Here is a 26,573-nt window from a genome sequence, read left to right on the forward strand (position 1 = left end):
ACCGGCCGTTACTGTCAACTCAGTCGAGGAACCTGGGGGCTTGACGTGGACAGGCAGCCGAACACCCGTCTCGCGGACCTTTTCGGCCTGGCCGGCTGGTCCAAGGGAGAGCTGGCGAGGCTCGTCAACCGGCAGGCGGCGGCCATGGGCCATCCGCAGCTGGCGACCGACACCTCGCGAGTGCGGCGCTGGATCGACATGGGGGAGACGCCCCGGGATCCCGTGCCCAAGGTCCTGGCTTCCCTGTTCACCGAGCGCCTCGGCCGTGTCGTAACCATCGAGGACCTCGGGTTCGCCAGAACCGGTCGCTTGGGGAAGCGGCAGGCCATGGACGGTCTGCCGTGGGCTCCCGAACGGACCGCTGCGGTCCTCACGGAATTCACGGGAATGGACCTCATGCTCAACCGACGCGGCTTGGTGGGTGCGGGCGCGGCGCTCGCCGCGGGCTCCGCACTCACCGGCGCCATGCACGACTGGCTGCACACCGATCCGGCCCCCTCCGGCGCCTCCCGCCACGACGACCCGTTCGCTTCCGACTCCTTCGACGACCTCGACCAGATCGGCCTCGACCGCTACGAGGCGGCCCCCGTGGGGTCGCAGGAAATCGACGCGCTGGAGCGCTCGGTGGAGGTCTTCCGCGCCTGGGACGCGGCCCGCGGCGGCGGGCTGCAGCGCAAGGCGGTGGTGGGGCAGCTCAACGAGGTGGGCGGCATGCTCGCCTACCGCCATCCCGACCACCTCCAGCGCCGGCTGTGGGGCGTGGCCGCCAACCTCGCCGTGCTGGCCGGCTGGATGTCGCACGACGTCGGCCTGGAGCCCACCGCCCAGAAGTACTTCATCATCGCCGCCCATGCGGCCCGCGAGGGCGGCGACCGCCCGCGCGCCGGTGAGGCCCTCTCCCGCGCCGCCCGCCAGATGGTCCACCTGGGCCGCCCGGACGACGCGCTGGACCTGATGAAACTCGCCAAGTCCGGCTCCGGCGAGGAGACCCTGCCCCGCACCCGCGCCATGCTGCACACCATCGAGGCCTGGGCCCAGGCGTCCAAGGGCCAGGGCCAGGCGATGCGCCGCACCCTGGGCGAGGCCGAGGAGCTGTTCGTCTCGGACAAGGGCGACGTCCCGCCCCCGTGCTGGATGCAGATGTTCGACGAGGCGGATCTGCACGGCATGCAGGCGCTGGCGTTCCGCACCCTCGCCGAACACGACCCCACGGCCGCCAAGATCGCCCAGCACCACGCCAAGCAGGCCCTGGCCCTCCGCGCGAGCGGCTTCCAGCGCTCACAGATCTTCGACTACATCTCCATGGCCTCGGCCTGCTTCATCGGCGACGACCCCGAACAGGCCGACCGCTACGCCAGGTTGGCCCTGGTGTCCATCGGTGAGAACTCCTCCCACCGCACCTGGGACCGGCTCCGCGAGATGTTCCGGCTCACGGGCCAGTACGCGAACTACGCCAAGATCCAGGACCTGCGCGAGGAGATCCAGGATGTCCTGCCGAAGCCCAGGCCCCAGTCCAAGGAATCACGCCTGGGCCCGGGCATCGGCACGGGCCTGGGGCCGAACTTCTCGGTCTGACGCCCCCCGGCCGCCGCTGACCCGATCCGTCGCCCCAGGGCCCCGTTCCGCACAGGTCCGGCGACCCCGTGGCGCACGGCCCCGACGGTCTCATGCCTCACGGGTCCGTCCACCGACGGCTCCGCGCCTCATGCGTGCGGGGCGGCCGGCTCGTACGATGCCGGTCCGCCCTCGGCTGCCGCGGTGGGTGTCAGTCGCCGACCCTGGCGATCAGCACACACGCGTCGTCCTCACGCTCGGCGCCGCCGAACTCCTCGACGACGATGCGGACGCAGTCCTGCGCACTCCGGGCCGTGGCGAACCGCGGTGCCAGCGCCAGGAGCCGCTCGGCGCTCTCCTGGTCCGTGCCGGGCCCGTCCATCCGGCGGGGAACCAGCCCGTCGGTGTGCAGCACGAGCAGGTCACCGAGCTCCAGTTGCTCGGCGCGCTGGGTGTACGCCGCCCCGGACGTCGCCCCCAGCAGCACGCCCTCGGGCGGGTCGAGCGCGCGCCCCGTACCGCCGCGGAAGAGCAGCGGTGCGGGGTGCCCGGCCTGGGCCCACTCCAGCGTGCGGGTCTCCGGATCGAAACTGCCGCAGACCGCACTGCCGAGCGCCGGCTGGGCGGCGGTGTCCAGCAGTTGGTTGAGCAGCCCCATCAACTGCCCCGGACGGTGCCCGGCGACCGCCATACCGCGTAGCGCGCCGAGCACCATCGCCATCCCCGACGTGGCGGCGACGCCGTGCCCGGTGAGGTCGCCGACGCTCAACAGCGTCCGGCCGTCCGGGAGTTGCATCGCGTCGTACCAGTCACCGCCGATCAGGGTGTGGGTGCCGGACGGCAGATAACGCCCCGCGAGGTCGAGGGTGACCGGGCCGCCCTCCGGGAACCGCAGGGAGCCCCGACACGGCGGCAGCACGGCCTCCCGCAGCTCGACCGCGAGCCGGTGCTCGGTCTGCGCCAGCTGCCGCTCGCGGTGCAGCGATTCACGGGTCTCGCGCACCGCCTGCTGGCTGCGGCGCAGCTCGCTGACGTCCCGCAGGACGGCCCACATACAGGCCGTACTGCCGTCGGCGTCCAGCACCGGCTCGCCCACCATGTGCACCGTGCGCAGGCTCTCGTCCGGGCGCACGATGCGGAACTCGCCGTCGATCGGCCGCCCGTCCACCAGGCAGTCGGTGACCATCGCGGCCAGCCCCTCCTGGTCCTCCGCGTGCACCAGGGACGGCAGCTCGTCCAGGGTCAGCGGGCCGTCGGCGGGGGACCGGCCGAAGATCGCGAACAGCTCGTCGGACCAGCTGACCTCGTCCGTGAGCAGATTCCACTCGGCGCTGCCCACCCGGCGCAGCAGCGCACCGCGCGCGGGGCGTTCGAGCCCGGCCGGGACCGCCGGTACCTCGGTCGCCGGTTCCGGGCCGTCGTCACTCTCAGTGGGCAGGCCCTCTCTCAGTTGGTCGAGATGGCCCCCGAGATCGTCGAGGTGGTGCACGGCGAGATCGCACAGTGCCCGCTGCCAGCGAAGCTGCGGGTCGGGGGCGAGGCCGGTGTCCACCGTGGACTCCCGGCGCACCGCGTCGAGGCCGCCGCGCAGGCGGCGGGCCTGCGTGATCAGGGCCTCGACCGTGTCGCGCTCGGGGGGCCGGTCGGCTGGGTGGTCCGCGAAGAGAGGGGACGGCATGACGTACTCCGTGATCAGGCGGCGCCGGGCTGAAGGGCCGGTAACGACTGTGGCACAGGCGGCGACCCTGCGTAAGGGATTTGGCACTACCCGATACGGTGGTGCAGCTGGCATATGCCTCCGGCCTCCCTTGGCAAGTCGGGGAGAATCGGCGGAACGACAGGTTCCAGGCTAGGCTTCGGCCGCCGTACTGCAGGCGTTGCTGCCGATCCATGGTGGGAACGAGGCATACGGCCCGTAGTCACCGGCAAGAATGCCGGTCAGCGGAAATCCCGTTGCCAGCCCGTCCCCCGCACCGGATGCTGACCTCATGTTCGATCCAGACATAGCGCCCAGTGGCACCCTGCTCGGCCTCCTGCAGCGAGGCCGCGGCGACGGGACCCTGCACGCCCTCGCGGCGCCGCGGGCCGAGGCGCTCGCCGCGCTCAACGACAGCGTGCTGCGCGACCCCCGGCGCGACTGGCAGGTGGAGAACCGCTCGCTGTACTACGCGCGCCTCTACATGCAGCTCGACGGCGGGCTCGACGAGATCGAACGCCACCTCTTCCACCCCGACGACCTCACCGACACCGGTGAGGAGCGCACCGGCCTGGCCCTCGCCGTCCTCGGCCACCTCGCCGCGTACGGCAGGGACGCGGCGCGGCTGCTGCTGCGCAGCTACGCCGCGGTCGGCAGCAACTGGCGCTGGGCGCTGGACGAGCTCGCGCTGCGTGACGACGACGCCGGGCTGATGTCCCTCGCCCCCGCCGTCCTCGCCCGCTTCCCGGAGACCGAGCAGGGCCGCGCCGAGCTGGCCGCCGCGGTCCGGGACGCCTACGAGCCCCGGCCCTGGCGGCTGTGGGCCGAGGACCCCCGCTACGGCCCCCGGCTGACCGCCGCCGGCGAACAGGGCTCCTTCGACCGCTGGCAGCGCCAGCTGCGCCCGCGCGGACCGCGCCCCGGCTGGGGCGTCGCGGACGTCCTCCGCTGGGCCGAGGAGGGCCTGGAGCCGGAGCCCGCGGAGCACCGTCACCTCGCCGCCGCCCGCTGTCTGGCCGCCGTCGTCGGACCCGAGGACCGCCCCGAACTGCTCCGGGCCGCCCGCAGCGGCCCGGACGCGGCACGCGCCGCGGTGCTGCACCACCTCGCCGAGCGAGGCGATCCGGACGTCCTCGACCTGATCGAGACCGCGGTCACCTGCCCCTTCTCCTCCGAGCAGCTGGTCTCCGCCGGGCTTGCCGCCTTCGAACGGATGCGGAGCGTGGCCGCCGTCGAGCGGGCCCGCGACTGGGCGGCGCGTACGGACCGGCTGGGCGCCTCGGCCGCCGCCGTGCTCGCCCGCCGTGGTGCGCAGCGCGACGCCGACCTGGTGCTGGCCGCGCTGCGCCGTACCGTACGGGCGGAGGGCCCGGACGCCGACGGCCTGTGGGAGCTGGTCGACGGCACCGGCCGCCTCGGCGTCGCCTGCGCCGCCCCCGTACTGCGGCACATCTACCGCGAGACGTCCTCCTCCCACCTGCGCGGCCGGGCCGCCGCCGCGCTCGCCGTCACCGACCCCGGCTTCGCGGCCGGCTTCGCCGTCGAGTGCCTCTGGGACTGCGAGGAGACCACCCGCGAACTGGCCGCCCGGCACGCCGCCACCGGCGACGACCGGGTCGTCGAACAGCTCCGCCGACTCGCCGCCGACCCGGCCGAGGAGGCCGAGGTCCAAACGGCCGTCCGCAGCCGCTTCGGTCCCGACGCGTCGGCGGTTTGAGCCCCACGTACTTGGCTGTCCCGCCGCGGGTGTTGCTCGCCGTTCCGCTGCGCTTCGCGGCGCCGCCGCAGGCAGGTACGTGGGAGGGATCGCAAAGCGCAGCGGAATGTTCGCCGGCTGGAAAGATCCACGTGGCTCGCTCCACGCACGGTCCGCCGACAACAGCCCTATGCGTGTCGTCATCGTCACCGAATCCTTCCCGCCCGATGTCAACGGCGTCGCCCACTGCGCCCTGGAAACCGCCCGCCACCTCGTCCGCCGCGGGCACGATCCGCTCGTCATCGCGCCGCTCGGTGGCGCCGCGCCCGGACCCGTTGCGCATGACAGCCCCTGCCCCGTAGTGCGGGTGCCGTCGATGCCGCTGCCCGGTTACCCGCAGGTGCGGATCGCGCTGCCCGGACGGCGGCTGTCCGCGGCGCTGGCCGGGCACCGGCCCGATGTGGTGCACCTCGCCGGCCCCTTCGTCCTCGGTGCCCGCGGGATGGCCGCCGCGGCCCGTCTGCGGGTGCCCGCGATCGCCGTCTACCAGACGGACCTGGGCCGCTACGCCCGTACCTACCTCGGCGGCGGCACCGCCACCGCCTGGCGGCGGCTGCGCGCGGTGCACGGGGCCGCCGACCGCACCCTGGCACCCTCCAGCGCGGCGCTGCTGGACCTGACCGAGCACGGGGTGCCCCGGGTCCACCTGTGGCCGCGCGGGGTGGATTCCATCCGGTTCCACCCGGGACGGCGGGACGCGGTGCTGCGCAGCTCGCTGACCGCCGGACGGGAGCTGCTGGTGGGGTACGTGGGGCGGCTCGCCCCCGAGAAGGACGTCCGGCTGCTGGCCGAGACCTCCCGGCTGCCGGGCGTCCGCACCGTCGTCATCGGCGAGGGCCCCAGCGCCGCCGGGCTGCGCGCCGCGCTCCCGGAGGTCCGCTTCCTCGGCCGCCGCACCGGTGACGAACTCGCCCGGCTCTACGCCTCCCTGGACGTCTTCGTGCACACCGGGCCCTACGAGACCTTCTGTCAGACCGTGCAGGAGGCGATGGCCTCGGGCGTGCCCGTGGTGGCGCCGCGGGCCGGCGGGCCGGTCGATCTGGTCGACCACGGCCGTACGGGGCTGCTGGTCACCCCCGGCGACGGCGGCGCGTTCCGCGACGCGGTGCGCTTCCTGGCGGGCAGCGCCGAACTACGCGTGCGGTACGGCGCCGCGGCCCGCCGGGCCGTCGCGGACCGCACCTGGGAGGCGGTCGGCGACCAACTGCTGGGCCACTACGAGGACGTGCTCACCGACCGGACGGCGGTGGCGGCATGAACCGGCGACCGGCCCGCACGACGGGCCTGCGGATCGTACGGATCGCCAACTTCGTCACCCCGTCCTCCGGCGGACTGCGCACCGCGCTCGCCGCGCTCGGCGCCGGCTACCGGGCCGCCGGACACGAACCGGTGCTCATCGTGCCCGGCCCGCCCGGTCACGACCGGACGCACGAGGAACTCACCGCGCAGGGGCGGGTGTTCACCCTGCCGGGGACCGCGCTGCCCGGCAGTGGCGGCTACCGGATGCTGACCGACCGCCGCCGGGTGCAGCGGCTGCTGGCGGCGCTGGCGCCCGACCGGCTGGAGGTGTCGGACCGTACGACGCTGCGCTGGACGGGCGAGTGGGCCCGCCGGGCCCGGGTCCCCGCGGTGATGGTGTCGCACGAGAGCGTGGACGGGGTGCTGCGCACCTGGGGCGTGCCGCGGCCGCTCGCCCGCGCCGCCGCCGACCGGCTCAACCGCCGTACCGCGTACGCCTACAGCCGGGTGGTGTGCACCACCGAGTGGGCGGCCGCGGAGTTCACCCGGGCCGGCGCGCGCAACGTCGTACGCGCCCCGCTCGGGGTCGATCTGGCCGCCCGGCACCCGGACTGCCGCAGCGCCGAGCTGCGCCGCCGGTGCGCGGGCCGGGCCGAGGTGCTGCTGCTGATGTGCTCCCGGCTGTCGCAGGAGAAGCGGCCAGGGCGGGCCCTGGACGCGCTCGCCGAGCTGCGCCGGCGCGGCGTCGACGCGGCGCTGGTGGTGGTCGGTGACGGGCCGCTGCGGGCCCGGCTGGCCGCCCGTGCGCGGGCCGAGCGGCTGCCCGCGTCGTTCCTGGGACACCTCGCCGACCGCGACCGGGTGGCCGCCCTGCAGGCCAGCGCCGATCTCGCACTGGCGCCCGGTCCCGCCGAGACGTTCGGGCTGGCCGCCCTGGAGGCGCTGGCCTGCGGCACTCCGGTGGTCGCCAGCGCGGCGTCGGCGCTGGCCGGGCTCGTCGGCGACGGGGGCGACACCGCGCTCGACGACGGGCCCTCCTTCGCCGACGCCGTGCAGCGGGTACTGGCCCGGCCCGAGGCGGCCCGGCGCGCCGCGGCCCGCCGACAGGCCGAGGGGTACGGCTGGCAGCCGGCCGTGGACGCCTTCCTGGCGGCGCACGACGCCGACGTACCGCTGGCCCGGCCCGTCACCGCCCTACCGGCCGCGCCGTATCCGGCGGGCCCCCGGGGCGGGTGGTGACGGTGCGGTCCACAACGGGGCCGATGGCGGAGCAGCCGCCCACGGGACCGGCGGCAGCGGAACGACCGGTACCGGAGCAGCCGCCCCCCGGACGGCCGCCCGAGGCGCAGCCGGGGCCGGCCCGGGGCGGGGAACCCGTCCGCTTCGTCGCGCTCGGGGACTCGCTGACCGAGGGGCTGGGCGATCCCGGTCCGGGCGGGGGCTGGCGCGGCTGGGCGGTGCTGCTCGCCGCGGCGCTGGGGGAGCGGCCGGAGAGCGTGCAGCTGGTGAACCTGGCGGTCAGCGGGGCGCTGGCGGCGGACGTGGCCGAGCGGCAGCTGCCCGCCGCGCGGGCGCACCGGCCGCACTTCGCGTCGCTGGTCGTCGGCGCGAACGACACCCTGCGCGCCGCGTTCGCCATCGAGCGGGTCGCGGCCGCACTGGACCGGGCGTACGGCGCGCTGAGCGGCGACGGGACCGTGGTCCTGACGGCCTGCCTGCCCGATCCGGGCCGGATGCTGGGGCTGCCCGCGCCGCTGGCCCGGCCGCTGGCCCGCCGGATGCGCGCGGTCAACACCGTCGTCCACGCGCTCGCCGCCCGCCACGGGGGCGTCCATCTGCACCTGGCCGAGCACCCCTGGGTCACCGAACGCGCCTCCTGGAGCGTGGACCGGCTGCACCCCGGCGAACGCGGGCACCGGCTGCTGGCCCGCGGATTCCACACGCAGCTGGCCGCCGCCGGCCTGCCCGTGGGCCCGCCGCCCGCGCTCACCCTCGACGGGCCGCCGCCGACCCGTACCGGCTCCGCCCTGTGGATGGCCACCAGGGGCACCCGCTGGGTCGTCGCCCGCTGTACGGATCTGCTGCCCGGGCTGCTCGCCCTCGCGGTCCGGGAGTGCCGGCACGGACTCGCGGGCACCGGGCGCGTCCTGGACGCCGCGGCCGACCGGACCACGCGCGCCGCCCTGGCCGCCCTCCCCGGGCCGAAAGCCGTCGCCTGCGCCCAGGGCGCTGCGACAATGACGGGATGACGACCGGACGCTGGGAGTTCTGGATCGACCGCGGCGGCACGTTCACGGACGTCGTCGGCAGACGCCCGGACGGGCGGCTGGTCACCGGCAAGCTGCTCTCGCACCGCCCCGAGCGGTACCGGGACGCCGCGGTGGCCGGCATCCGGACGATGCTCGGTCTCGGCCTGGAGGAACCGGTGCCCGCCGAGCGGGTCTCGGTCGTCAAGATGGGCACCACCGTCGCCACCAACGCCCTCCTGGAACGCAAGGGCGAACCGACCGTGCTGCTCATCACCGAGGGCTTCCGCGACGCGCTGCGGATCGCCTACCAGAACCGCCCGCGGATCTTCGACCGCCGGATCGTGCTGCCCGAGGCGCTCTACGACCGGGTGATCGAGGTGCCGGAGCGGATCGGCGCCCACGGCGAGGTGGTCCGGCCGCTGGACACCGACCGGGTCCGCGAGGCGCTGCGCCGGGCCCACGCCGACGGGCTGCGCAGCGCCGCCGTCGTCCTGCTGCACGGCTACCGCCACCCCGGCCACGAGCAGGCCGTCGCCGAGCTGGCCAGGGAGGCCGGCTTCACCCAGGTCAGCTGCTCGCACGAGGTCAGCCCGCTGATGAAGCTGGTGCCGCGTGGCGACACCACCGTCGTCGACGCCTACCTCTCGCCGATCCTGGCCCGTTACGTCGACGAGGTCGCCGCCCAGCTCCCGGGCATCCGGCTGATGTTCATGCAGTCCAACGGCGGGCTGCGCCAGGCCGAACACTTCCGAGGGAAGGACGCGGTGCTCTCCGGCCCCGCGGGCGGCGTGGTCGGTATGGTCCGTACGGCCGCCGAGGCCGGTGACGGCCACGACCGGGTGATCGGCTTCGACATGGGCGGCACCTCCACCGACGTCTCGCACTACGCCGGTGAGTTCGAGCGGGTCTTCGGCAACGAGGTCGCCGGCGTCCGGATGCGCGCCCCGATGATGAACATCCACACCGTCGCGGCCGGCGGCGGCTCCGTCCTGCACTTCGACGGCCGCCGCTACCGGGTCGGCCCCGACTCCGCCGGCGCCGACCCGGGACCGGCCTGCTACCGCCGCGGCGGCCCGCTGACCGTCACCGACGCCAATGTGATGCTCGGCCGCATCCAGCCGGCCCACTTCCCCGCGGTGTTCGGACCCGAAGGCGACCAGCCGCTGGACGACGAGGCGGTCCGGGAGCGCTTCGCGGAGCTGGCGGCCCGGGCCGCCGCCGAGACCGGCGACGGCCGCGGCCCCGAGGAGGTCGCCGCCGGGTTCCTGGACATCGCGGTGCTCAACATGGCCAACGCGGTCAAGAAGATCTCCGTCCAGCGCGGCCGCGACATCACCCGCTACGCCCTCACCAGCTTCGGCGGCGCCGGCGGCCAGCACGCCTGCGCGGTCGCCGACGCCCTGGGCGTCAACACCGTCCTCGTGCCGCCGCTGGCCGGGGTGCTCTCGGCGTACGGCATCGGCGTCGCGGACGCCACCGCGATGCGCGAACAGGCCGTCGAGGCGGAGTTCTCCGACCCCGCGGCGCTCGACCACGTCCACGAGGAGTGCGCCGCGCTCGCCGACCAGACCCGCCGCGAACTCCTCGACGACGGCGTCCCGGACGCGTCGATCTCCACCCGCGCCCGGGTGCTGGTCCGCTACGCCGGGACCGACTCCACCCTCGGTGTACCGCTCGGCGACGCCACGGCGATGGCCGAGGAGTTCGTCCGGATGCACCGCGAGCGGTACGGCTTCACCATGGACAAGCCGCTGGTCGCCGAGGCGGTGTCGGTCGAGGCCCGCGGGGAGTCCGGCGGCGCCCGCGGCTACGAGGCGCAAACCGGCGGCCGGGAAGGGGAGTTGGCCCCCGCCGCGACGGTGCGGATGTACGCGGGCGGGCGCTGGCGGGACACCGGGCTGTACCGGCGGACCGACCTGCGGCCCGGTGACGTCCTCACCGGCCCGGCGATCATCGCGGAGGCCGACGCGACCACCGTCGTCGACCCCGACTGGCAGGCGGAGACGGGCGACCGCGGGCACCTGGTGCTGACCCGCACCCGCCCGCGCGGCGACCGGGCCGCGGTCGGCACCGAGGCCGACCCGGTGATGCTGGAGGTCTTCAACAGCCTCTTCATGGCGATCGCCGAGCAGATGGGCGTCCGGCTGGAGAACACCGCGCACTCCGTCAACATCAAGGAGCGGCTGGACTTCTCCTGCGCGCTGTTCGACGCCGCGGGCAATCTGATCGCCAACGCCCCGCACATCCCCGTGCACCTGGGATCGATGGGGGAATCCATCAAGGAGGTGCTGCGCCGGCGCCGCGGCGACCTGCGGCCGGGCGACGTCTACGCGATCAACGACCCGTACCACGGCGGCACCCACCTCCCGGACGTCACGGTCGTCACGCCCGTGTTCGACCCGGACGGCGACGAGCTGCTGTTCCTGGTCGCGTCCCGCGGCCACCACGCCGAGATCGGCGGCATCACCCCCGGCTCGATGCCCGCGTTCAGCACCACCATCCAGGAGGAGGGCATCCTCTTCGACAACTGGCTGCTGGTGCGGGACGGCGCGCTGCGCGAGCGCGAGACCCGTGAACTGCTCACCTCCGGGCCGTACCCGTCCCGTTCGCCGGACGCCAACCTCGCCGATCTGCGCGCCCAGATCGCCGCCAACGAGAAGGGCATCCAGGAACTCCGCAGGATGACCGACCAGTTCGGGCTGGACGTCGTACGGGCCTATATGGGCCACGTCCAGGACAACGCCGAGGAGTCGGTCCGCCGGATCATCGCGGGGCTGTCGGACGGCAGCTACCGCTACGAGACCGACGGCGGCGCGGAGATCCGGGTCGCGCTGACCGTCGACCGCGATGCCCGCAGCGCCGTCCTGGACTTCGCCGGCACCTCGCCCCAGCAGCCCGGCAACGCCAACGCGCCCACCTCGGTGGTGATGGCCGCCGTGCTGTACGTCTTCCGCACCCTGGTCGCCGAGGACATCCCGCTCAACAGCGGCTGCCTCAAGCCCGTCGAGGTCCGCATCCCCGAGGGCTCGATGCTGGCCCCGGTCTTCCCGGCGGCCACCGTCGCGGGCAACGTGGAGACCTCCCAGGCGGTCACCGGCGCGCTCTACGCCGCGCTCGGCGTCCAGGCCGAGGGCTCCGGCACGATGAACAACCTCACCTTCGGCAACGACCGGGTCCAGTACTACGAGACCGTGGCCAGCGGTTCCGGCGCCGGAGACGGCTTCCACGGTGCGGACGCCGTGCAGACCCACATGACCAACTCCCGGCTGACCGACCCCGAGGTCCTGGAATGGCGCTACCCGGTCCGTGTCGACGCCTTCGCGATCCGCGGCGGCAGCGGCGGCCGCGGACGCTGGCACGGCGGCTGCGGCGTCGAGCGCCGGCTGCGCTTCCTGGAACCGGTGACCCTCGCCCTGCTCACCAACCACCGCCGCGTCCCGCCGTACGGCATGGCGGGCGGCGCCCCGGGCGCGCTGGGCGCCAACCTCATCGAACGCGCCGACGGCTCCTGCGAGGAGCTCCGGGGCTGTGACGCGGCGGACGCCGGGGTGGACGACGTGCTGGTGCTGCGGACGCCCGGCGGCGGGGGCTACGGGGAGCCGGACGGCGGCTGACCGGCCCGTTGCCGGGGCAGCCGGACGAACCGGACCGGAGTGCCCGGCACCGCCTGCGCCGCGGGCGCCAGGAAACGCTCGGGCACCACACCGACGACCGGGTAGCCGCCGGTCGTGGGGTGGTCGTGCAGGAAGAGCACCGGCAGGCCGTTCGGCGGGACCTGCAGGGCGCCCAACGGCATGCCCTCGCTGGGGAGTTCACCGGTGCGGGCGCGTTCCAGCGGCGGGCCCTCGGTGCGCAGCCCGATGCGGTTGCTGGCCGCGGAGACCGCGAAGCGGCCGGTGGTCAGGGTGCGCAGCCCGGCCGCGGTGAACCAGTCGTCCCGCGGCCCGGGCAGGAACGGCAGGCGCAGCTCGGTCACCGGTCCCGGGTGAGGTACCGCGTCCGCGGCGGCGGGCGGGCCGTATGGGTCGCCCAGCGGCAGCACCGCGCCGTCGGTGAGCGGATCGGGGCCGAGCCCGGAGAGCAGATCGGCGGCGCGGCTGCCGAGCACCTCCTCGGTGCCGATCCCGCCCGCGAAGGCGAGGTGGGAGCGCAGCCCGTGCACGGGCGTTCCGGCGTCCAGGACGGCGCCCGCCGGGACGTGCACCGGGGCGCCCCAGGGGGCGGGGCGCCCGTCGACGGTCACCGGGCAGGGCGCGCCGGTGACCGCGACCGTGGTGGCCGTCCGCACCCGTACGGCACAGCCGGTCAGTGTCGTCTCCAGGGTGGCGGCCGTTTCGGGGTTGCCCACCAGGCGGTTGGCGAGGCGGTGCGCGGGTTCGTCCAGGGCGCCGGCCCGCGGCACCCCGAGATGGGCGTGCCCGGGACGGCCGAGGTCCTGCACGGTGGTGAGCGCACCGGCCCGGACCACCGCGAGGGCGCGGTCGGTCATCGGGCGGTCTCCAGGGGGACGAAGCGGACGCGGGTGCCGGGCGTGAGCAGCGCGGCCGGTTCCCGGCGCGGGTCCCACAGCACGGCGTCGGTGGTGCCGATCAGCTGCCAGCCGCCGGGGGAGGAGCGCGGATAGACCCCGGTGTACGGGCCGGCCAGCGCGACCGAGCCGACCGGGACCTTGGTCCGGGGGGTGTCCCGGCGCGGCACGTGCAGCGGCTCGGGCAGCCCGGTCAGATAGCCGAAGCCGGGCGCGAAGCCGCAGAAGGCGACGTGGAAGGTGGTGCCGGAGTGCCGGCGGACGACCTCCTCGGGGGTGGTGTCCCACAGGGCGGCGACGTCGGCGAGGTCGGGGCCGTCGTAGCGGACCGGGATCTCCACGGCCGGCCGGTCGTCGGCGGGGCGCGGGGGAACGTCCCAGGTGGCGAGTTCGGCGATCAGCCCGCGGGGGTCGGCCAGGCCGTCCAGGAAGACCGTGCGGGCGGCCGGCACGATCTCCCCGACCGGCGGCAGGGTGCCGTCGGCGGACCGGCGCAGCAGCTCGGCGTGGAGCGCCCCGACCTCCTCGGCGCTGTCCAGCTCGATCAGCAGCCCGTGTTCGCCGACCGGCAGCGGCCTCATACGAAGCTCCGGATGCGCACCCCGGCCGCGGTCAGCTCGGACCGTACGCGCCGGGCCAGGCCGGCCGCGCCCGGGGTGTCGCCGTGCAGGCACAGCGAACGGGCGGTGATCTCCACCCGGCGGCCGTCGCGTGAGGTGACCGCGCGGTCCCGGGCCATGCCCAGGGCGCGCTTGACGACCTCGTCGGGGTCGTGCACGACCGCGCCCGGCTCGCGGCGCGGTACGAGGGTGCCCGCGGCGGTGTAGGCGCGGTCGGCGAACGCCTCGCCGACCACCGGCAGTCCGGCCTGCCGGGCCGCCTCGTGCAGCTGGGAGCCGGGCAGCCCGAGGACCGGCAGCCCGCCGCCCGCGGTCCGGATGCCGGCGACGACCGCGCCGGCCTGCTCCGCGTCGTGGACGCAGCGGTTGTAGAGCGCGCCGTGCGGTTTGACGTAGCCGACCCGGGCGCCGGCGGCCCGGGCGAAGACGTCCAGGGCGCCGATCTGGTAGGCGATCTCGTCGGCGAGTTCGTCCGGCGGTACGTCCATCGCGCGGCGGCCGAAGCCGGCCAGGTCGCGGTAGGAGACCTGGGCGCCGACGACCACCCCGCGCTCGGCGGCCAGTGCGCAGACCCGGCGCATCGTGGCCGGGTCGCCGGCGTGGAAGCCGCAGGCGACGTTGGCGCTGGTCACCACGGAGAGCAGGGCCTCGTCGTCGGTGAGCTGCCAGCGGCCGAAGCCCTCGCCGAGGTCGGCGTTGAGGTCGATGACGGGGGCGTCGCCCAGGGAGTCCACCGCGTCGCTCATGTCGCTCCGTTCCAGGGTGCTCGGTGCCGGCCGGGCGGGCCGGGCGGGCCGGGGCAGGGCGTCACGGCCCGGTTGCGGGCGGGGGAGGTGACGGCAGGCGCGAACCGGCCGGCCCGTATCCGTAGTGACTCTCCCCCGAGGGCACCCGAGCCGACCGGCGTTGGGGGATAACGTAGAGGATCGTTGAACGATCCGACAAGAGGTGTGCGGGCTCCGGGAAGGGTTCCGTTGTCTTGTCCCCGGATCTGGGATTGACTTCCGTCCACACGACGCCCGGACGGCCCGGACGGCCGCCGGGCACGGCACGAGAGCGGGGAGCCAGATGGCCGGCCAAGCGGCGAAGAACGACCAGCGGCGGCTCGCCGAGGTCGCGGGACTGGAACGGGACCGGGCCCTGCTGGGCCGCGCCAGCACGGCGGAGCGGGTCGCCGACATCCTGCGCGACCGGATCACCGAGGGCTACTTCCCGCCCGGCGCCCGGCTGTCGGAGGAGAGCATCGGCGGGGCGCTGGGCGTCTCCCGCAACACCCTGCGCGAGGCCTTCCGGCTGCTGACGCACGAGCGGCTGCTGGTGCACGAGCTCAACCGCGGGGTGTTCGTGCGGATCGTGACGGTCGAGGACCTGGACGACATCTACCGGGTCCGCACGCTCGTCGAGTGCGCGGCCGTACGCAGTCTGGGCCAGGGGCCCTACGACGACCCGACGACCGAGGCCATCGCGGCCGTCGAGGCGGCCGTGCAGGCCGGTGAGGCCGCCTCCCGCGACCGGGCCTGGCAGGACCTGTCGACCGCCAACATCCGCTTCCACCAGGGCATCGTGGCGCTGGCCGGCAGCCCGCGCACCGACGAGCTGATGCGCGGCGTGCTGGCCGAACTGCGGCTGGTCTTCCACGTCATGGCCGATCCCCGGCGGTTCCACGCGCCCTATCTGACCCGGAACCGGCAGATCGTGGAAGCCCTGCAGGCCGGCGACGCGGCCGAGGCCGAACGGCTGCTGCTGTCCTACCTGGAGGACTCGCGCACCCAGTTGTCGGGCGCCTACGCGCAGCACATCGCCCGGGACTGACACGCGGTCCGAGGTTCGCCCCTGCAGACCCCTTGTCGGATCGTTGAACAATCGCCTAGCCTCCGCTGCAATCTCTTCACCCCTCTCCCCGACCCCCTGCGGTCCCGTACGCGGAAGGCGGATCCATGATCGTGCTCCTCGGCGTGCTCGTGGTCGTGATCGGCTTCGCCACGAAACGCAATCCGCTCCTGGTCGTCGCGGTGGCCGGCATCGCCACCGGCCTCCTGGGCGGACTGTCCCCCGGCAAGGTCCTCGCCGCCTTCGGCGAGGGCTTCGCCGGCAGCCGGGCGGTGACCATCTTCGCCATCACCCTCCCGGTCATCGGCCTCCTGGAGCGCTACGGCCTCCAGGAACGCGCCCGCACCCTCATCGCCCGCTTCGGCAGGCTCACCACCGGCCGGTTCCTCGCGCTCTACCTGGGCCTGCGGCAGATCGGCGCCGCGGTCGGGCTGACCAACGTCTTCGGGCACGCCCAGACCGTCCGCCCGCTCGCCGTCCCGATGGCCGAGGGCGCCGCCGAGCGGAAATACGGCGGGCTGCCCGAACGGACCCGGGAGAAGATCCGGTCCTTCTCCGCCAGCGCGGACAACGTCGGCCTGTTCTTCGGCGAGGACGTCTTCCTCGCCGTCGGCTCGATCCTGCTGATCACCGGCTTCGTCAACACCACCTACGGCACCCACCTCGAACCGCTGCACCTCGCGCTGTGGGCCATCCCCACCGCCGTGTGCGCCTTCCTGGTCCACGGTTGGCGACTGCTGCGCCTGGACCGCCAGTTGGAGCGCGAACTCCGCGCCGCCCCCGTCCCGTCCGGCACCGCAGTGGAGGCAGCCCAGTGATCAAGGCGGAGTGGTTCTACTGGCTGGTCGGCCTCAGCTTCCTGGTGATGGCCGCCCAGATGCTCACCGACCGCAGCAACCCCAAGCGCTACGGCACCGGCGCCTTCTGGGGCCTGATCGGCGCCGGCTTCGTCTACAGCAGCTGGGTCGTCACCAAGCAGGCGCCCGCCGAGCCGCTCGGCGTCGCCGTCCTCGTCATGGCCTGCCTGGCCGGCTTCGGCTTCACCGGCCGCGGCACCCCGCGCACCACCACCCCCGAGGAGCGCACGGCCAGCGCGGCCCGGCTCGGCAACAAGCTGTTCGTCCCCGCGCTCACCATCCCGGCCGTCGCCATGGCCTGCGCCGTCGGCGTCAAACACCTCTCCATAGGCGGCGAACCGGTCCTCCAGGAGGGCAGCGAAACCATCCTGGGCCTGGGCATCGGCGCCGTCGCCGCCCTCGTCGTCGGCATGGTCATGCTCCGCGAGAAGCGGATCGCGGTGCCCGTCCAGGCCGGCCGCTCCATGCTGGAGGCGATGGGCTGGGCGATGCTGCTGCCGCAGATGCTGGCCACACTGGGCGCCATCTTCCAGGTCTCCGGCGTCGGCGACCAGGTCGGGAAACTGACCACCTCCGTCCTGCCCAAGGACTCCCTGTACCTCGCCATCGCCCTGTACTGCGTGGGCATGTTCGCCTTCACCATCATCATGGGCAACGCCTTCGCCGCCTTCCCCGTGATGACCGCCGCCGTCGGCTGGCCCGTCCTCATCGGGCACTTCCACGGCAACCCCGCCGCCGTCCTGGCCGTCGGCATGCTCGCCGGATTCTGCGGCACCCTCGTGACGCCGATGGCCGCCAACTTCAACATCGTCCCGGCCGCCCTGCTGGAACTGAAGGACCAGTACGGGCCCATCAAGGCCCAACTGCCCACCGCCGGCGTCCTGCTCGGCTGCAACATCGTGATCATGGCGCTGTTCGCCTTCTGAACCGGCCCGCCCCCGCCGCGGCACGGCGCCCCACCGCCGTGCCCGCGCCGTTCCCTCCCTTGACCCCGCGCACCGAGGACGACCGTATGACCCGGGTACTGTTCACCGGATTCGCCCCCTTCGAAGGAGAGGCCGTCAACCCCTCCTGGCAGGCGGTACGCGCCGCCGCGGCCGAACCGCCGCCCGGAATCGAAGCCTCCGCCGTCGAACTGCCCTGCGTCTACGGGGCGTCGGTGGCCGTACTGCGCGCCGCGATCGACGAGACCCGCCCCGAGATCGTCATCTGTGCCGGCCAGGCCGGCGGCCGCCCCGACATCACCGTCGAACGCGTCGCCCTCAACGTCGACGACGCCCGCATCCCCGACGCCACGGGCGCCGAACCCGTCGACGAACCGGTCGTGCCCGGCGGCCCCGCCGCCTACTTCTCCACCCTGCCCATCAAGGCCTGCGTGGCCGCGATACGCGCCGCCGGCCTGCCCGCCTCGGTCTCCAACACCGCCGGCACCTACGTCTGCAACCACGTCTTCTACGGCCTCGCCCACCTCATCGCCACCGAACTCACCGGCCTGCGCGGCGGATTCGTCCACGTCCCCTACGCCCCCGAGCAGGTCACCGACCGCGCCCAGCCGTCCCTCCCGGTCGACGCGGCCGCCCGGGCACTGCGGGAGATCGCCGCCACCACGGCCCGCACCCGCACCGACCTCCGCATCGCCGGCGGAGCCACCCATTGAGCACCGCCACCGGCGCCCACGCCACCGAACTCGCCGCCCACGCCGAGCGGTTCGCCACCCTGGCGCGCGCCAACGTGACCCGCGCCTACCCGTACGCCCCGATGCACCTGCTCGCCGGCCCCGAGGACCTGGTGCCGCCCCGCACCCACCACCCCGCCTTCCACGGCTCGTACGACTGGCACTCCGCGGTCCACATGCACTGGCTGCTGGTCCGGCTGCTGCGCCGCTGCCCCCGGCGCATCCCCCACGAGGCGGTGACCGCCGTCCTCGACGCCCACCTCACCCCCGACCACCTCGCCGCGGAGGCCGCCTACCTGCGCGCCCACCCGTCCTTCGAGCGGCCCTACGGCTGGGCCTGGCTGCTGGCGCTCACCGCCGAGTGCCGCGCTCTCGGCGGCGCCGCGGGGGAGCGCTGGGCCGCCGCCCTGGCGCCCGCCGCCGAGGCCGTCGACGCCCTGCTGCGCGCCTGGCTGCCGCGCGCCACCTACCCCGTCCGCCACGGCACCCACACCAACAGCGCCTTCGCCCTCGGCCTGGTCCTCGACAGCGCCGCCGCGGCCGGCCGCCCCACGCTGGCCGGACCGGTCGCCCGTACGCTGCGCCGCTGGTTCACCGACGACCACACCGCGCCCGCCCACTGGGAACCCTCCGGCCAGGACTTCCTCTCCCCGGCGCTGAGCGAGGCCGAGGCGATGGCACGCATACTGCCGCGCCCGGAGTTCGCCGCCTGGCTGGACCGCTTCCTGCCCGGCCTCGACCGGCGCGCCCCGGCCGCCCTGCTCGCCCCGCCCACCGTCTCCGACCCCGCCGACCCGCAGATCTGCCACCTCCTCGGGCTCTCGCTGAGCCGGGCGGCCGCACTGCGCCGGATCGCCGCCGCGCTGCCCCACGGTGACGCGCGCGCCCCGGTCCTCACCGCAGCCGCCCGCGACCACCTGGTCGCCGCCCTCCCGCACACCGTCTCCGGGGACTTCACCGCCGACCACTGGCTCGCCACCTTCGCCGTGCTCGCCCTGGACGGACCGCCGGCCGGCGACGGCCCCTCCGGGGCGTGACCGGAAGCGGACCTGGCGGCCGGCCGCGGCCGGCCACGCCGTAAACTGGCCGACCGGCCGAAGCGCCGCCCGCCAGCGGCCCGTCAAGGGATCCGGCGGCCGTTCCACCCGCGAGCGGATCCGCGCCGTTTCGTCCGTTGTCAGTGCGAGCGCCTACTCTGTGCGACGTGACTTTTCCCGCCCAGGGGCCCGCTGCGCCCCAGCTCAACGGGGTCAACCGCCCCGCGCCGGGCCCGGCCGCCGACGAAGGCCTGGCCCGCCGGCTGCGTGCCCTGGCCTGCACCGCGCCGCTGCACGACCTCGACGCGCGCAAGGCCAACCTCGCGGGCGAGTACGGCGTCTACGCCATGGCGGAGGTGGCGCTCGCCGTCATCGACCTGGTCACCCTCAACATGGACTTCGACACCGGCGCCGACCACGAGGAAATAGTGGCCAAGGTGCTCCCCCGGGTCGCCGCCCAGACCCCCGGCCGCCCCACCGCCGAACACGAGCGGGTGGCCCGCTGGGTGCTGGAGAACCTCATCAACGTCGGCAGCGTCGACCGCGGCTTCCGCGCCGTCTACGGCACCTTCACCACCGACGGCGAGTACGTCCGCCGCGACTACGACTTCAAGCTCATCGAAGAGGTCCCCGGCGCCGGCGGCAGCGTCTACCTCCGCGCCACCGACGAAGCGGTCAACGTCCTGGTCGGCGCGCTCGACACGGACGTCACCAGCGCCCAGATCGCCGCCGAGGTCAAGCTGGAGGTGCTGATCAGCCGCGGCCGGCTGGCCGACGCCCAGCTCGCCGCCGAACAGGCCCGCTACCGCACCGTCCAGTACGCCGAGACGCTCCGCCGGACCCTGGACGCCACCCGGCGCAACGTCCGCGCGGTCGACTGGCTGGAAACCGTCCCCGACATGATCAACGAGGCGCTCGACCACGTCGCGGACCGCTACCGCCACGAGAACGCCATCCTCACCAACATCCGCAAGGCCCGCGACGAGACCGAGGAGCCCGAGCACAAGCGCCGCGCCGCCGAGCTCGTCGACATCGTCAAGGACTGCATCCGCCGCCACACCCAGCTCCAGTCGCGGCTGCTGGAGGCCGGCCCGCTCTTCCGCGCCGAACAGGACCGGCAGGCCTTCGCCGCCCCCGCCGCCCGGGCCGGACTCGACCTCTACGGCCAGCTCGTCGCCCCCGTCCTGCCGCTCCCCGTCGAGCAGGCCACCCGGGTCACCGACGCCTTCTTCGCGCGCGGCACGGGCCTGCGCACCCCCGCGGCCGTCCGCGTCGGCGACCTCGTCGAGGTGCTGCTCACCCCGCCCGTCGAACGCGAGCACCTCGGCGCCGAGATGCCCGAGCCCGACCTGGTGGCCACCCCCGACGACAGCCGCTTCAGCGAGGCCCAGCTCGACGCCGCGATGGCCCTGCTCGACCTGCCGCCCGACGCGCCCCGCCGGCTCTCCGGCCTGCTCGCCGAGGCCCGCCGCAGCGACCCCGAGCTCCCCTACCTCGTCGCCCTGCTGGCGGTGCACGCCGCCAGCCCCCCGGTCGGCACCGCCTACCGCCAGGGCGAACAGCAGCTGCTGTTCGCCGTCGACGACGGCACCGAGCTGACCGACCCCGAGTTCGGCGGCGCCGACCTCATCGTCGGCACCGCCCTGCTGGACGCCGCGGGCATGGCCGCCGACCGCTCGGAGGTCGCCTGATGACGCCCGCGACCCCGCCCGCACCGCACCCGACCGTCCCCCGCAAGGAGCCAGCCCCGTGACCCCGTACGACGCCGACGAGACGCCGCAGCCGGACCTGGCGTCCCCGCCCGGCGCACCGGACCGGGGCGCGCCCGCCGCCGACGGCGCACCGGCCGCCGGACAGCCCTCCGGCCCCACCCCCGTCACCCCCGCCGACGCCGCGGACGCCGCGCGGCTGGTCTCCTTCGGACTCCAGCCCAAACTGCTGCCCGCCCGCGACGCCGACTACGGCGAACTCCTGCGCCGCTACCGCGACGACCCCGCCTTCGCCCGGCTCGCCGACGCCGTCGCCACCGGCCTGGGCCTGGTCGTCCTGGAGGTCTCCACCCGCGCCGGCATGGCCGTCACCGCCGCCGAGGACTCCGTCTTCGCGGTCCGCATGGGCGACTACGCCCGCCGCGCCTCCGCCGACTCCGCCGACCGCTTCCTGCACGGCCTGGCCCACCTCGCCGTCGCCGCGCTCGCCTTCCCGCGCCCCGAGGACCTCGCCGACGACGGCTACATCGGCCGGATCACCGTCAACGGCGTCGACGCCTTCGTCCGGCAGGCCTGCCGCCGCCTGGAGGAGCGCGCCGAGCAGCAGGGCGAGAACACCGACCCGGCCACCGACGCCCCCGGCCTGGAATCCGCCTGGCGGATCTACGCGCGGCGCAGCGCCACCGGCGCCACCAAGGACGCCCGGCGGCTGGCCGGTTCGACCACCGGCATCATCGCCAAGGCCGTCACCTTCCTCGTCGACTCCGGCTTCTTGCAGCGCACCGGCGACGACGCCGGCGGCGCCTACCGCACCACCGCCCGCTACCAGCTCCAGGTCCGCGACATGGCCGGCAGCGCCGCCATGGCCGAGCTCCTGGACCTCGGCATCGTCCCGGTCGCCGACGGCAGCGCCTCACTGCTGCCCGGCGACGACACCGACGCCCTCGACCTGGTCGCGGACGCCGGACTGCCCTTCCACTCCGGCTGACCGACCGCCCCGCCCGCCCGCCGCCTCCCGCCACGACAACGAAAGTCCGCCATGTACGAGCTGTCCCGGGTCCGTCTCTACTCCATCGGGCCCGCCGGTGCGCGCTACGCCGACACCGTGCTGGACCTGCGCGGAGTCGGCGCGCCCGTGCCCCGACCGGCCCCGGCCCAGGCGGACTTCTTCGAGGACGAACCGGTCGGCCCGCCGCGCCGGCCGGCCCCCGCGGGCGTGCTCTTCCTGGAGAACGGCGGCGGCAAGTCCGTCCTGCTCAAGCTGATCTTCTCGGTGATGCTGCCCGGTCACCGCAACACCCTCGGCGGCGCCAGCTCCGGCGTGCTGCGCAAGTTCCTGCTCGCCGACGACTGCGGCCATGTCGCCCTGGAGTGGCAGCACGTCCTCACCGGCGAGTCCGTCGTCGTCGGCAAGGTCAGCGAATGGCGCGGCCGGCAGGTCTCCAACGACCCCCGCAAGTTCGCCGAGGCGTGGTACAGCTTCCGGCCCGGCCCCGGGATGAGCCTGGACTCGCTGCCGGTCGCCGAGGCCACCGTCGTCCGGCCCCGCCAGGAGGGCGCCGAGGGCAGCTCCGGCGCCCACGGCCGCCGCCGCACGATGAAGGGCTTCCGCGACGTCCTCACCGAGGCCGGGAAGAACTACCCCAATCTGGACGTGATCTGGGAGGAGGTCCACGAACGCTGGAACGAACACCTCGGCGAGCTGGGCCTGGACCCGGAACTCTTCCGCTACCAGCGCGAGATGAACGCCGACGAGGGCGAGGCGGCCGGCCTCTTCGCGGTGAAGAACGACTCCGACTTCACCGACCTGCTGCTGCGCGCCGTCACCGACACCCGGGACACCGACGGCCTCGCCGACCTCGTGCACGGCTTCGCGCACAAGCTCGGCCGTCGCGCCGAGCTCACCGCCGAACGCGACTTCACCGCCGGCTCCCTCGACCTCCTCTCCCGCATCGCGGACGCCGCCGAACAGCGCGAGCGGGCTCGCGAGGTGCACGCCGGCGCCGAGCGCCGCACCCGCGCCCTGGCCCAGCGGCTGCACGCCCGCGGCACCGAGGAGCGCGGCCGCGCCGCCGAGCTGGCCGAACGCGTCGCCACCGCGGCCCACCGCGTCACCGACGCCGAGCGGGTCCGCGAGCGCCGCGCCCTGGTCTCCGCCGAACTCGCCTACCGGCACGCCTCGCTGGCGCTGGCCGCCGCCGAGAAGGGCGCCGCCGCCCAGCGCCGCGAGCTCAACGACGCCCGGACCCTGCACAGCGCCTGGCAGGCCGCCGAGATCGCGCTGCGGCACCGCGCGGCCGCCGACCGCTCCGCGCGGGTCGCCGCCGCCATCCGCGAGGCCGAGCGGGACGCCGCACCCGCACTCGCCGCCCGCGCCACCGCCGCCGCCGACCTCGTCCGCGCCCTGCACGCGGCGGCCGAGGCCGGGGAGCGGGTCGCCAACGAGGAGGAGGAGCGTTCCGCCGCCCTCCAGGAGGCCGGCGAGTCCGCGCACCGCGACGCCACCACCGCCGCCACCCACGCCCAGCGGGCCCGCAGCGAGGCCGACCACCTGCGGCAGCGGCTCGCCGAGGTCGCCCAGGAGACCGAGGAGGCCGTCCGGGCCGGCTGGCTGGACGACACGGCGCCGGACGCCGACCCGGCCCGCGCCGCGCTCGCCGCCTCGGACGCCGAGAAGGCCGCCGTCGAGTCCTGGGACGTGGCCCGTGAGGCGGCGCGACAGGCCACCGACCGGGCCCGCGAGGCGACCGCCCGGCACTCCGCAGCCGAACTCGCCGCGGCCCGCGCCGAGGACGCCGCCGAGGCCGCCGAGCGCGCCTTCGACGCCGAGCGCCGGGCCGCCGAGTCGATCGGCGCCGAACCGCGACTGGCCGACCTCCTCGGACTCCCCGCCGCCGAGGGCCGCACCCTCGGAGTGCCCGGGCCCCGTACGGCCGGTGGCGCCGAGCCGGGCACCCCGCGCCGCCCGGCCGGTGCTGGCCCGCTGACCGCCGAGGAACTGGACCGCAACGCCGACGCGCTCCAGGAACTGCTGGAGGACGGCGTGGCCGCCGCCGAGCGGCAGCTGTTCGAGCTGCGCACCGCCGCCGCCGACGACGCCCGGATCCTCGGCGCCCTCGGTGACGGCGGCCTGCTGCCGCCCGGACCGGACGTCCTGGCCACCGTCGAGTACCTCGGCGAACACGGCGTGCCCGCGCTGCCCGGCTGGCGCTACCTCGCCCAGGCCGTCGACCCGGCCGACCACGCCCGGGTGCTGGCCGCCCGCCCCGAGCTCGTCGACGGCGTGATCATCACCGACCCGGACTCGCACGCCCGGGCCCGCGAGGTGCTCGGCCAGGCCGCGCTGCTGCCCCGTTCCGCCGTCGCGGTCGGCACCGCCGCCGCGCTGCTCGCCCCCACCCCCGCCGACGACGAGCGGGACCCGGCCGTCTTCCTTGTCCCGCCGAACCCGGCGATGCACGACGAATCCGCCGCCGACGAGGAGCGGCAGGCGCTGCGGGCCCGCGCCATAGAGCGCGACGAGGAGATCCGTGCGCTGGCCGCCCGGCTCGCCGCCGACCGTGCGCTGGCCGCCCGGCTCGGCTCCTGGCGCACCGGCTGCCCGGCCGGCCGGCTCGCCGAACTCGCCGCCGCCGCGGAGCAGACCCGTACGGCCGCCGAGGAGGCCGCCGCCGAGCTGGCCGAGGCCCGGGGCGCCCGGGCCGAGGCCGACGAGACGGCCGCCGAGGCCACCCGGGTGCGCGACGAGCGGCAGGAGGCCGCGCAGCGCGCCCGCCGCGCCGCCGATCTGCTGGCCGGGCTCGCCCACCGGCTGCGCGAGCGCGCCTCCTGGCAGTCCCGGCTGCGCGAACTCGCCGACGAGGCCGCCGAGTTCGAGGCCCGCGCCGAGGAGTGCGTGGACCGCGCCCGGGCCGCCGACGAGGACCGCCGGGCCGCCCAGCGGGCCGCCGACGACGCCCGCCGCACGGCCCGCGCACTGCGCGCCGAACGCGCCGAGATCGCCGGCGTACCGGACGACCTGGGCGAGGCGCCCGAGGCCCCGAGCGCCTCGCTGCCCGCGCTGCGCGAGGCCTACCGCGCCGCCTCCCAGCTCTACGAGAAGGTCGGCGTCGGCGCGGACCTGCGCGCCGAGCAGGCCCGCGCCGAGGGCGACGAATCCGCCGCGTTGGCCGAGCTGAACCGCCTCACCAACAAGGTCCGCACCCGCGCCGAGGCGCTCCTGGAGAGCCCGGACGCCGCCGACGGCCCGTCCCGGCAGGCCGCCGCGGCCCGCGCCGAATCGTTGGTGCAGATGCTGGAGAGCCGCGCCTCGGCCGCCAGCGAGCAGCTCGGCCGGCTGCGCGGCGAGGCCGAACGGCTCGCGCCGACGGACGGCGAGGCGCACACCGAACTCCCCGACGAGCTGGTGCCCGCCGACGCCGACCGCGCCAAGGAGCTGCTGCGCACCGCGTCCGGCGAACTGGCCACCGCCACCGAGGCGCTGGCCGCCGCCCGGACCGAGCACGAGGAGCTGCTGCGCGCCCACCGCGCCGCCGAGGACGCCGCCGGCGGCTTCGACGAGACCGCCGCCCTGCTGCGCGATCTGCTGCGGGACCACCACGACACCGAGGAGGGGGCACCGGCGCCGATCGAGCCGTACGCCGGCTCCCTCGACGCCGCCCGGCAGGCCGCCGCCGAGTCCCGCCGCTCGCTGCGCGGCTGCGCCGCCGATCTGTCCGCCGCGGAGTCCGCGGTCCGCGAGGCCTCCGACATCCTCGTCCGGCACGCCAACTCCACCCGCTACGAACACGTCCGCACCCCGGCCCGGCAGCAGATCCGCGAACTGCCCGCCGCCGCCCTGCCGGACCACGCCGCCAAGTGGGCGGAGGCCTTCGCGCCCCGGCTGCGGGTGCTCACCGACGAGCTGGCCCAGCTGGAGCGCAACCGCGACTCCATCGTCGACCGGCTGCGCGGGCTGGTGGAGTCCTCGCTCACCACGCTCCGTTCGGCCCAGCGGCTGTCCCGGCTCCCCGAGGGGCTGGGGGAGTGGTCTGGCCAGGAGTTCCTGCGGATCCGCTTCGAGGACCCCGACCAGGCCACCCTCACCGAGCGGCTGGGCGAGGTCATCGACGAGGCGACCCGCGCGGCGGTGAAGAAGAACAGCGACCTGCGCCGGGACGGGATGTCCCTGCTGCTGCGCGGGGTGCACGCCGCACTGCAGCCGCGCGGGGTCGCGGTGGAGATCCTCAAGCCGGACGCGGTGCTGCGCGCCGAGCGGGTGCCGGTCGGGCAGATGGGCGACGTCTTCTCCGGCGGCCAGCTGCTGACCGCCGCCATCGCCCTGTACTGCACGATGGCGGCGCTGCGCAGCAACGACCGGGGCCGGGACAAGCAGCGGCACGCCGGCACGCTGTTCCTGGACAACCCCATCGGCCGCGCCAACGCCACTTATCTGCTGGAGCTCCAGCGGGCGGTCGCCGACGCCCTGGGCGTCCAGCTCCTCTACACCACCGGCCTGTTCGACACCACCGCGCTCGCCGAGTTCCCGCTGGTCATCCGGTTGCGCAACGACGCGGACCTGCGGGCGGGGCTGAAGTACATCAGCGTCGAGGAGCATCTGCGGCCGGGTCTGCCGCAGCCCGATCCGTCGGGCGAGGCGGTGCACGGCCAGATCACGGCGACGCGGATGTACCGCCGTCCGGAGGAGCCGACGGCCGGAGAGGGCCCCGACGCGGGGTGACCTCGCAGTGCCGCGCTTTGCGGTGCCGCGCATTGCGGTGCCTCCCACGTTGTCGGCCGTCCCGCCGCGGGGGTTGCTCGCGGTTGCGCGCTGTGCGGCGCCGC

Annotated in this window: 18 protein-coding genes; 14 read left to right on the forward strand and 4 right to left on the reverse strand. The window is 75.3% G+C overall.

Features of this window, described 5'->3' with window-relative positions; genetic code table 11:
• Positions 1-45: 45 nt before the first annotated feature.
• On the forward strand, positions 46-1,575 hold the full coding sequence (locus AB0G35_RS14950) for a hypothetical protein (RefSeq protein ID WP_360948519.1): 1,530 nt from the start codon (positions 46-48) through the stop codon (positions 1,573-1,575).
• A 190-nt stretch (positions 1,576-1,765) separates the two neighbouring features.
• Here AB0G35_RS14950 and AB0G35_RS14955 read toward each other — a convergent pair whose 3' ends face one another.
• Positions 1,766-3,232, reverse strand: coding sequence for a SpoIIE family protein phosphatase (locus AB0G35_RS14955; RefSeq protein WP_360948521.1), 1,467 nt, complete (start codon positions 3,230-3,232; stop codon positions 1,766-1,768).
• A 310-nt stretch (positions 3,233-3,542) separates the two neighbouring features.
• Between AB0G35_RS14955 and AB0G35_RS14960 the strand changes: the two genes are divergently transcribed.
• The 5 genes from AB0G35_RS14960 (at position 3,543) to AB0G35_RS14980 (ending at position 12,108) form a co-directional block, all read left to right on the forward strand.
• Entirely contained in the window at positions 3,543-4,967 is a 1,425-nt protein-coding gene (locus tag AB0G35_RS14960; RefSeq protein WP_360948523.1) for a HEAT repeat domain-containing protein, read from the forward strand.
• A gap of 169 nt (positions 4,968-5,136) precedes the next feature.
• Positions 5,137-6,264, forward strand: a complete 1,128-nt coding sequence (locus tag AB0G35_RS14965) for a glycosyltransferase family 1 protein (RefSeq protein ID WP_360948525.1) — start codon at positions 5,137-5,139, stop codon at positions 6,262-6,264.
• Positions 6,261-7,484 (forward strand): glycosyltransferase, encoded by a 1,224-nt coding sequence (locus tag AB0G35_RS14970; protein WP_360948527.1) that lies wholly within the window; start codon positions 6,261-6,263, stop codon positions 7,482-7,484. Before AB0G35_RS14965 ends, AB0G35_RS14970 begins: the two co-directional genes overlap by 4 nt.
• Before the next feature lie 23 nt (positions 7,485-7,507).
• Positions 7,508-8,494, forward strand: a complete 987-nt coding sequence (locus AB0G35_RS14975; protein ID WP_360948529.1) for an SGNH/GDSL hydrolase family protein — start codon at positions 7,508-7,510, stop codon at positions 8,492-8,494.
• On the forward strand, positions 8,491-12,108 hold the full coding sequence (locus AB0G35_RS14980) for a hydantoinase B/oxoprolinase family protein (protein WP_360948531.1): 3,618 nt from the start codon (positions 8,491-8,493) through the stop codon (positions 12,106-12,108). The genes AB0G35_RS14975 and AB0G35_RS14980 overlap by 4 nt, the downstream gene beginning before the upstream one ends.
• Here the strand turns inward: AB0G35_RS14980 and AB0G35_RS14985 are convergent.
• Genes AB0G35_RS14985 through AB0G35_RS14995 form a run of 3 tightly spaced genes read right to left on the reverse strand, consistent with a single transcriptional unit; the run spans position 12,084 to position 14,388 of the window.
• Entirely contained in the window at positions 12,084-12,983 is a 900-nt protein-coding gene (locus tag AB0G35_RS14985) for a biotin-dependent carboxyltransferase family protein (RefSeq protein WP_360948533.1), read from the reverse strand. The two genes, AB0G35_RS14980 and AB0G35_RS14985, sit on opposite strands and share 25 nt — an antisense overlap.
• Positions 12,980-13,603 carry a 5-oxoprolinase subunit PxpB gene (gene pxpB / locus AB0G35_RS14990; protein ID WP_360948535.1) on the reverse strand — a complete coding sequence of 208 codons (624 nt, stop codon included), beginning with the start codon at positions 13,601-13,603 and terminating at the stop codon, positions 12,980-12,982. The genes AB0G35_RS14985 and pxpB overlap by 4 nt, the downstream gene beginning before the upstream one ends.
• Positions 13,600-14,388 carry a 5-oxoprolinase subunit PxpA gene (locus AB0G35_RS14995; RefSeq protein WP_360948537.1) on the reverse strand — a complete coding sequence of 263 codons (789 nt, stop codon included), beginning with the start codon at positions 14,386-14,388 and terminating at the stop codon, positions 13,600-13,602. The genes pxpB and AB0G35_RS14995 overlap by 4 nt, the downstream gene beginning before the upstream one ends.
• Positions 14,389-14,710: 322 nt before the next feature.
• Between AB0G35_RS14995 and AB0G35_RS15000 the strand changes: the two genes are divergently transcribed.
• The 8 genes from AB0G35_RS15000 to AB0G35_RS15035 all read left to right on the forward strand — a co-directional run bounded on the left by AB0G35_RS15000 (position 14,711) and on the right by AB0G35_RS15035 (position 26,469).
• Complete coding sequence (locus AB0G35_RS15000) at positions 14,711-15,454, forward strand: GntR family transcriptional regulator (RefSeq protein WP_360948539.1); 744 nt, start codon at positions 14,711-14,713, stop codon at positions 15,452-15,454.
• Between the two features lie 125 nt (positions 15,455-15,579).
• Positions 15,580-16,290 (forward strand): DUF969 domain-containing protein, encoded by a 711-nt coding sequence (locus tag AB0G35_RS15005; protein ID WP_360948541.1) that lies wholly within the window; start codon positions 15,580-15,582, stop codon positions 16,288-16,290.
• Positions 16,287-17,255 carry a DUF979 domain-containing protein gene (locus tag AB0G35_RS15010; protein ID WP_360948543.1) on the forward strand — a complete coding sequence of 323 codons (969 nt, stop codon included), beginning with the start codon at positions 16,287-16,289 and terminating at the stop codon, positions 17,253-17,255. Before AB0G35_RS15005 ends, AB0G35_RS15010 begins: the two co-directional genes overlap by 4 nt.
• An 86-nt stretch (positions 17,256-17,341) precedes the next feature.
• Positions 17,342-17,986 carry a pyroglutamyl-peptidase I gene (pcp, locus tag AB0G35_RS15015; RefSeq protein ID WP_360948545.1) on the forward strand — a complete coding sequence of 215 codons (645 nt, stop codon included), beginning with the start codon at positions 17,342-17,344 and terminating at the stop codon, positions 17,984-17,986.
• Positions 17,983-19,041 carry a DUF2891 domain-containing protein gene (locus AB0G35_RS15020; protein ID WP_360948547.1) on the forward strand — a complete coding sequence of 353 codons (1,059 nt, stop codon included), beginning with the start codon at positions 17,983-17,985 and terminating at the stop codon, positions 19,039-19,041. Before pcp ends, AB0G35_RS15020 begins: the two co-directional genes overlap by 4 nt.
• Before the next feature lie 167 nt (positions 19,042-19,208).
• On the forward strand, positions 19,209-20,732 hold the full coding sequence (locus AB0G35_RS15025) for a hypothetical protein (RefSeq protein WP_360948549.1): 1,524 nt from the start codon (positions 19,209-19,211) through the stop codon (positions 20,730-20,732).
• Between the two features lie 58 nt (positions 20,733-20,790).
• The gene (locus AB0G35_RS15030) at positions 20,791-21,738 is read left to right on the forward strand and encodes a hypothetical protein (protein WP_360948551.1); all 948 of its coding nucleotides are present in this window, start codon (positions 20,791-20,793) and stop codon (positions 21,736-21,738) included.
• 51 nt (positions 21,739-21,789) lie between these two features.
• Complete coding sequence (locus AB0G35_RS15035; protein ID WP_360948553.1) at positions 21,790-26,469, forward strand: hypothetical protein; 4,680 nt, start codon at positions 21,790-21,792, stop codon at positions 26,467-26,469.
• Positions 26,470-26,573 lie beyond the last annotated feature (104 nt).

The sequence above is a fragment of the Streptomyces sp. NPDC021749 genome (assembly GCF_040640655.1).
GTDB lineage: Bacteria > Actinomycetota > Actinomycetes > Streptomycetales > Streptomycetaceae > Streptomyces.

Excerpts from the sequence above, each read along its gene's own strand:
- AB0G35_RS14995 (WP_360948537.1), bottom strand. The coding sequence starts at position 14,388 with ATGAGCGACGCGGTGGACTCCCTGGGCGACGCCCCCGTCATCGACCTC.
- AB0G35_RS14960 (WP_360948523.1), top strand. The coding sequence starts at position 3,543 with ATGTTCGATCCAGACATAGCGCCCAGTGGCACCCTGCTCGGCCTCCTG.
- AB0G35_RS14980 (WP_360948531.1), top strand. The coding sequence starts at position 8,491 with ATGACGACCGGACGCTGGGAGTTCTGGATCGACCGCGGCGGCACGTTC.
- AB0G35_RS14955 (WP_360948521.1), bottom strand. The coding sequence starts at position 3,232 with ATGCCGTCCCCTCTCTTCGCGGACCACCCAGCCGACCGGCCCCCCGAG.
- AB0G35_RS15005 (WP_360948541.1), top strand. The coding sequence starts at position 15,580 with ATGATCGTGCTCCTCGGCGTGCTCGTGGTCGTGATCGGCTTCGCCACG.
- pxpB (WP_360948535.1), bottom strand. The coding sequence starts at position 13,603 with ATGAGGCCGCTGCCGGTCGGCGAACACGGGCTGCTGATCGAGCTGGAC.
- AB0G35_RS14985 (WP_360948533.1), bottom strand. The coding sequence starts at position 12,983 with ATGACCGACCGCGCCCTCGCGGTGGTCCGGGCCGGTGCGCTCACCACC.
- AB0G35_RS15035 (WP_360948553.1), top strand. The coding sequence starts at position 21,790 with ATGTACGAGCTGTCCCGGGTCCGTCTCTACTCCATCGGGCCCGCCGGT.
- AB0G35_RS14965 (WP_360948525.1), top strand. The coding sequence starts at position 5,137 with ATGCGTGTCGTCATCGTCACCGAATCCTTCCCGCCCGATGTCAACGGC.
- AB0G35_RS14975 (WP_360948529.1), top strand. The coding sequence starts at position 7,508 with ATGGCGGAGCAGCCGCCCACGGGACCGGCGGCAGCGGAACGACCGGTA.
- AB0G35_RS14970 (WP_360948527.1), top strand. The coding sequence starts at position 6,261 with ATGAACCGGCGACCGGCCCGCACGACGGGCCTGCGGATCGTACGGATC.
- AB0G35_RS15000 (WP_360948539.1), top strand. The coding sequence starts at position 14,711 with ATGGCCGGCCAAGCGGCGAAGAACGACCAGCGGCGGCTCGCCGAGGTC.
- pcp (WP_360948545.1), top strand. The coding sequence starts at position 17,342 with ATGACCCGGGTACTGTTCACCGGATTCGCCCCCTTCGAAGGAGAGGCC.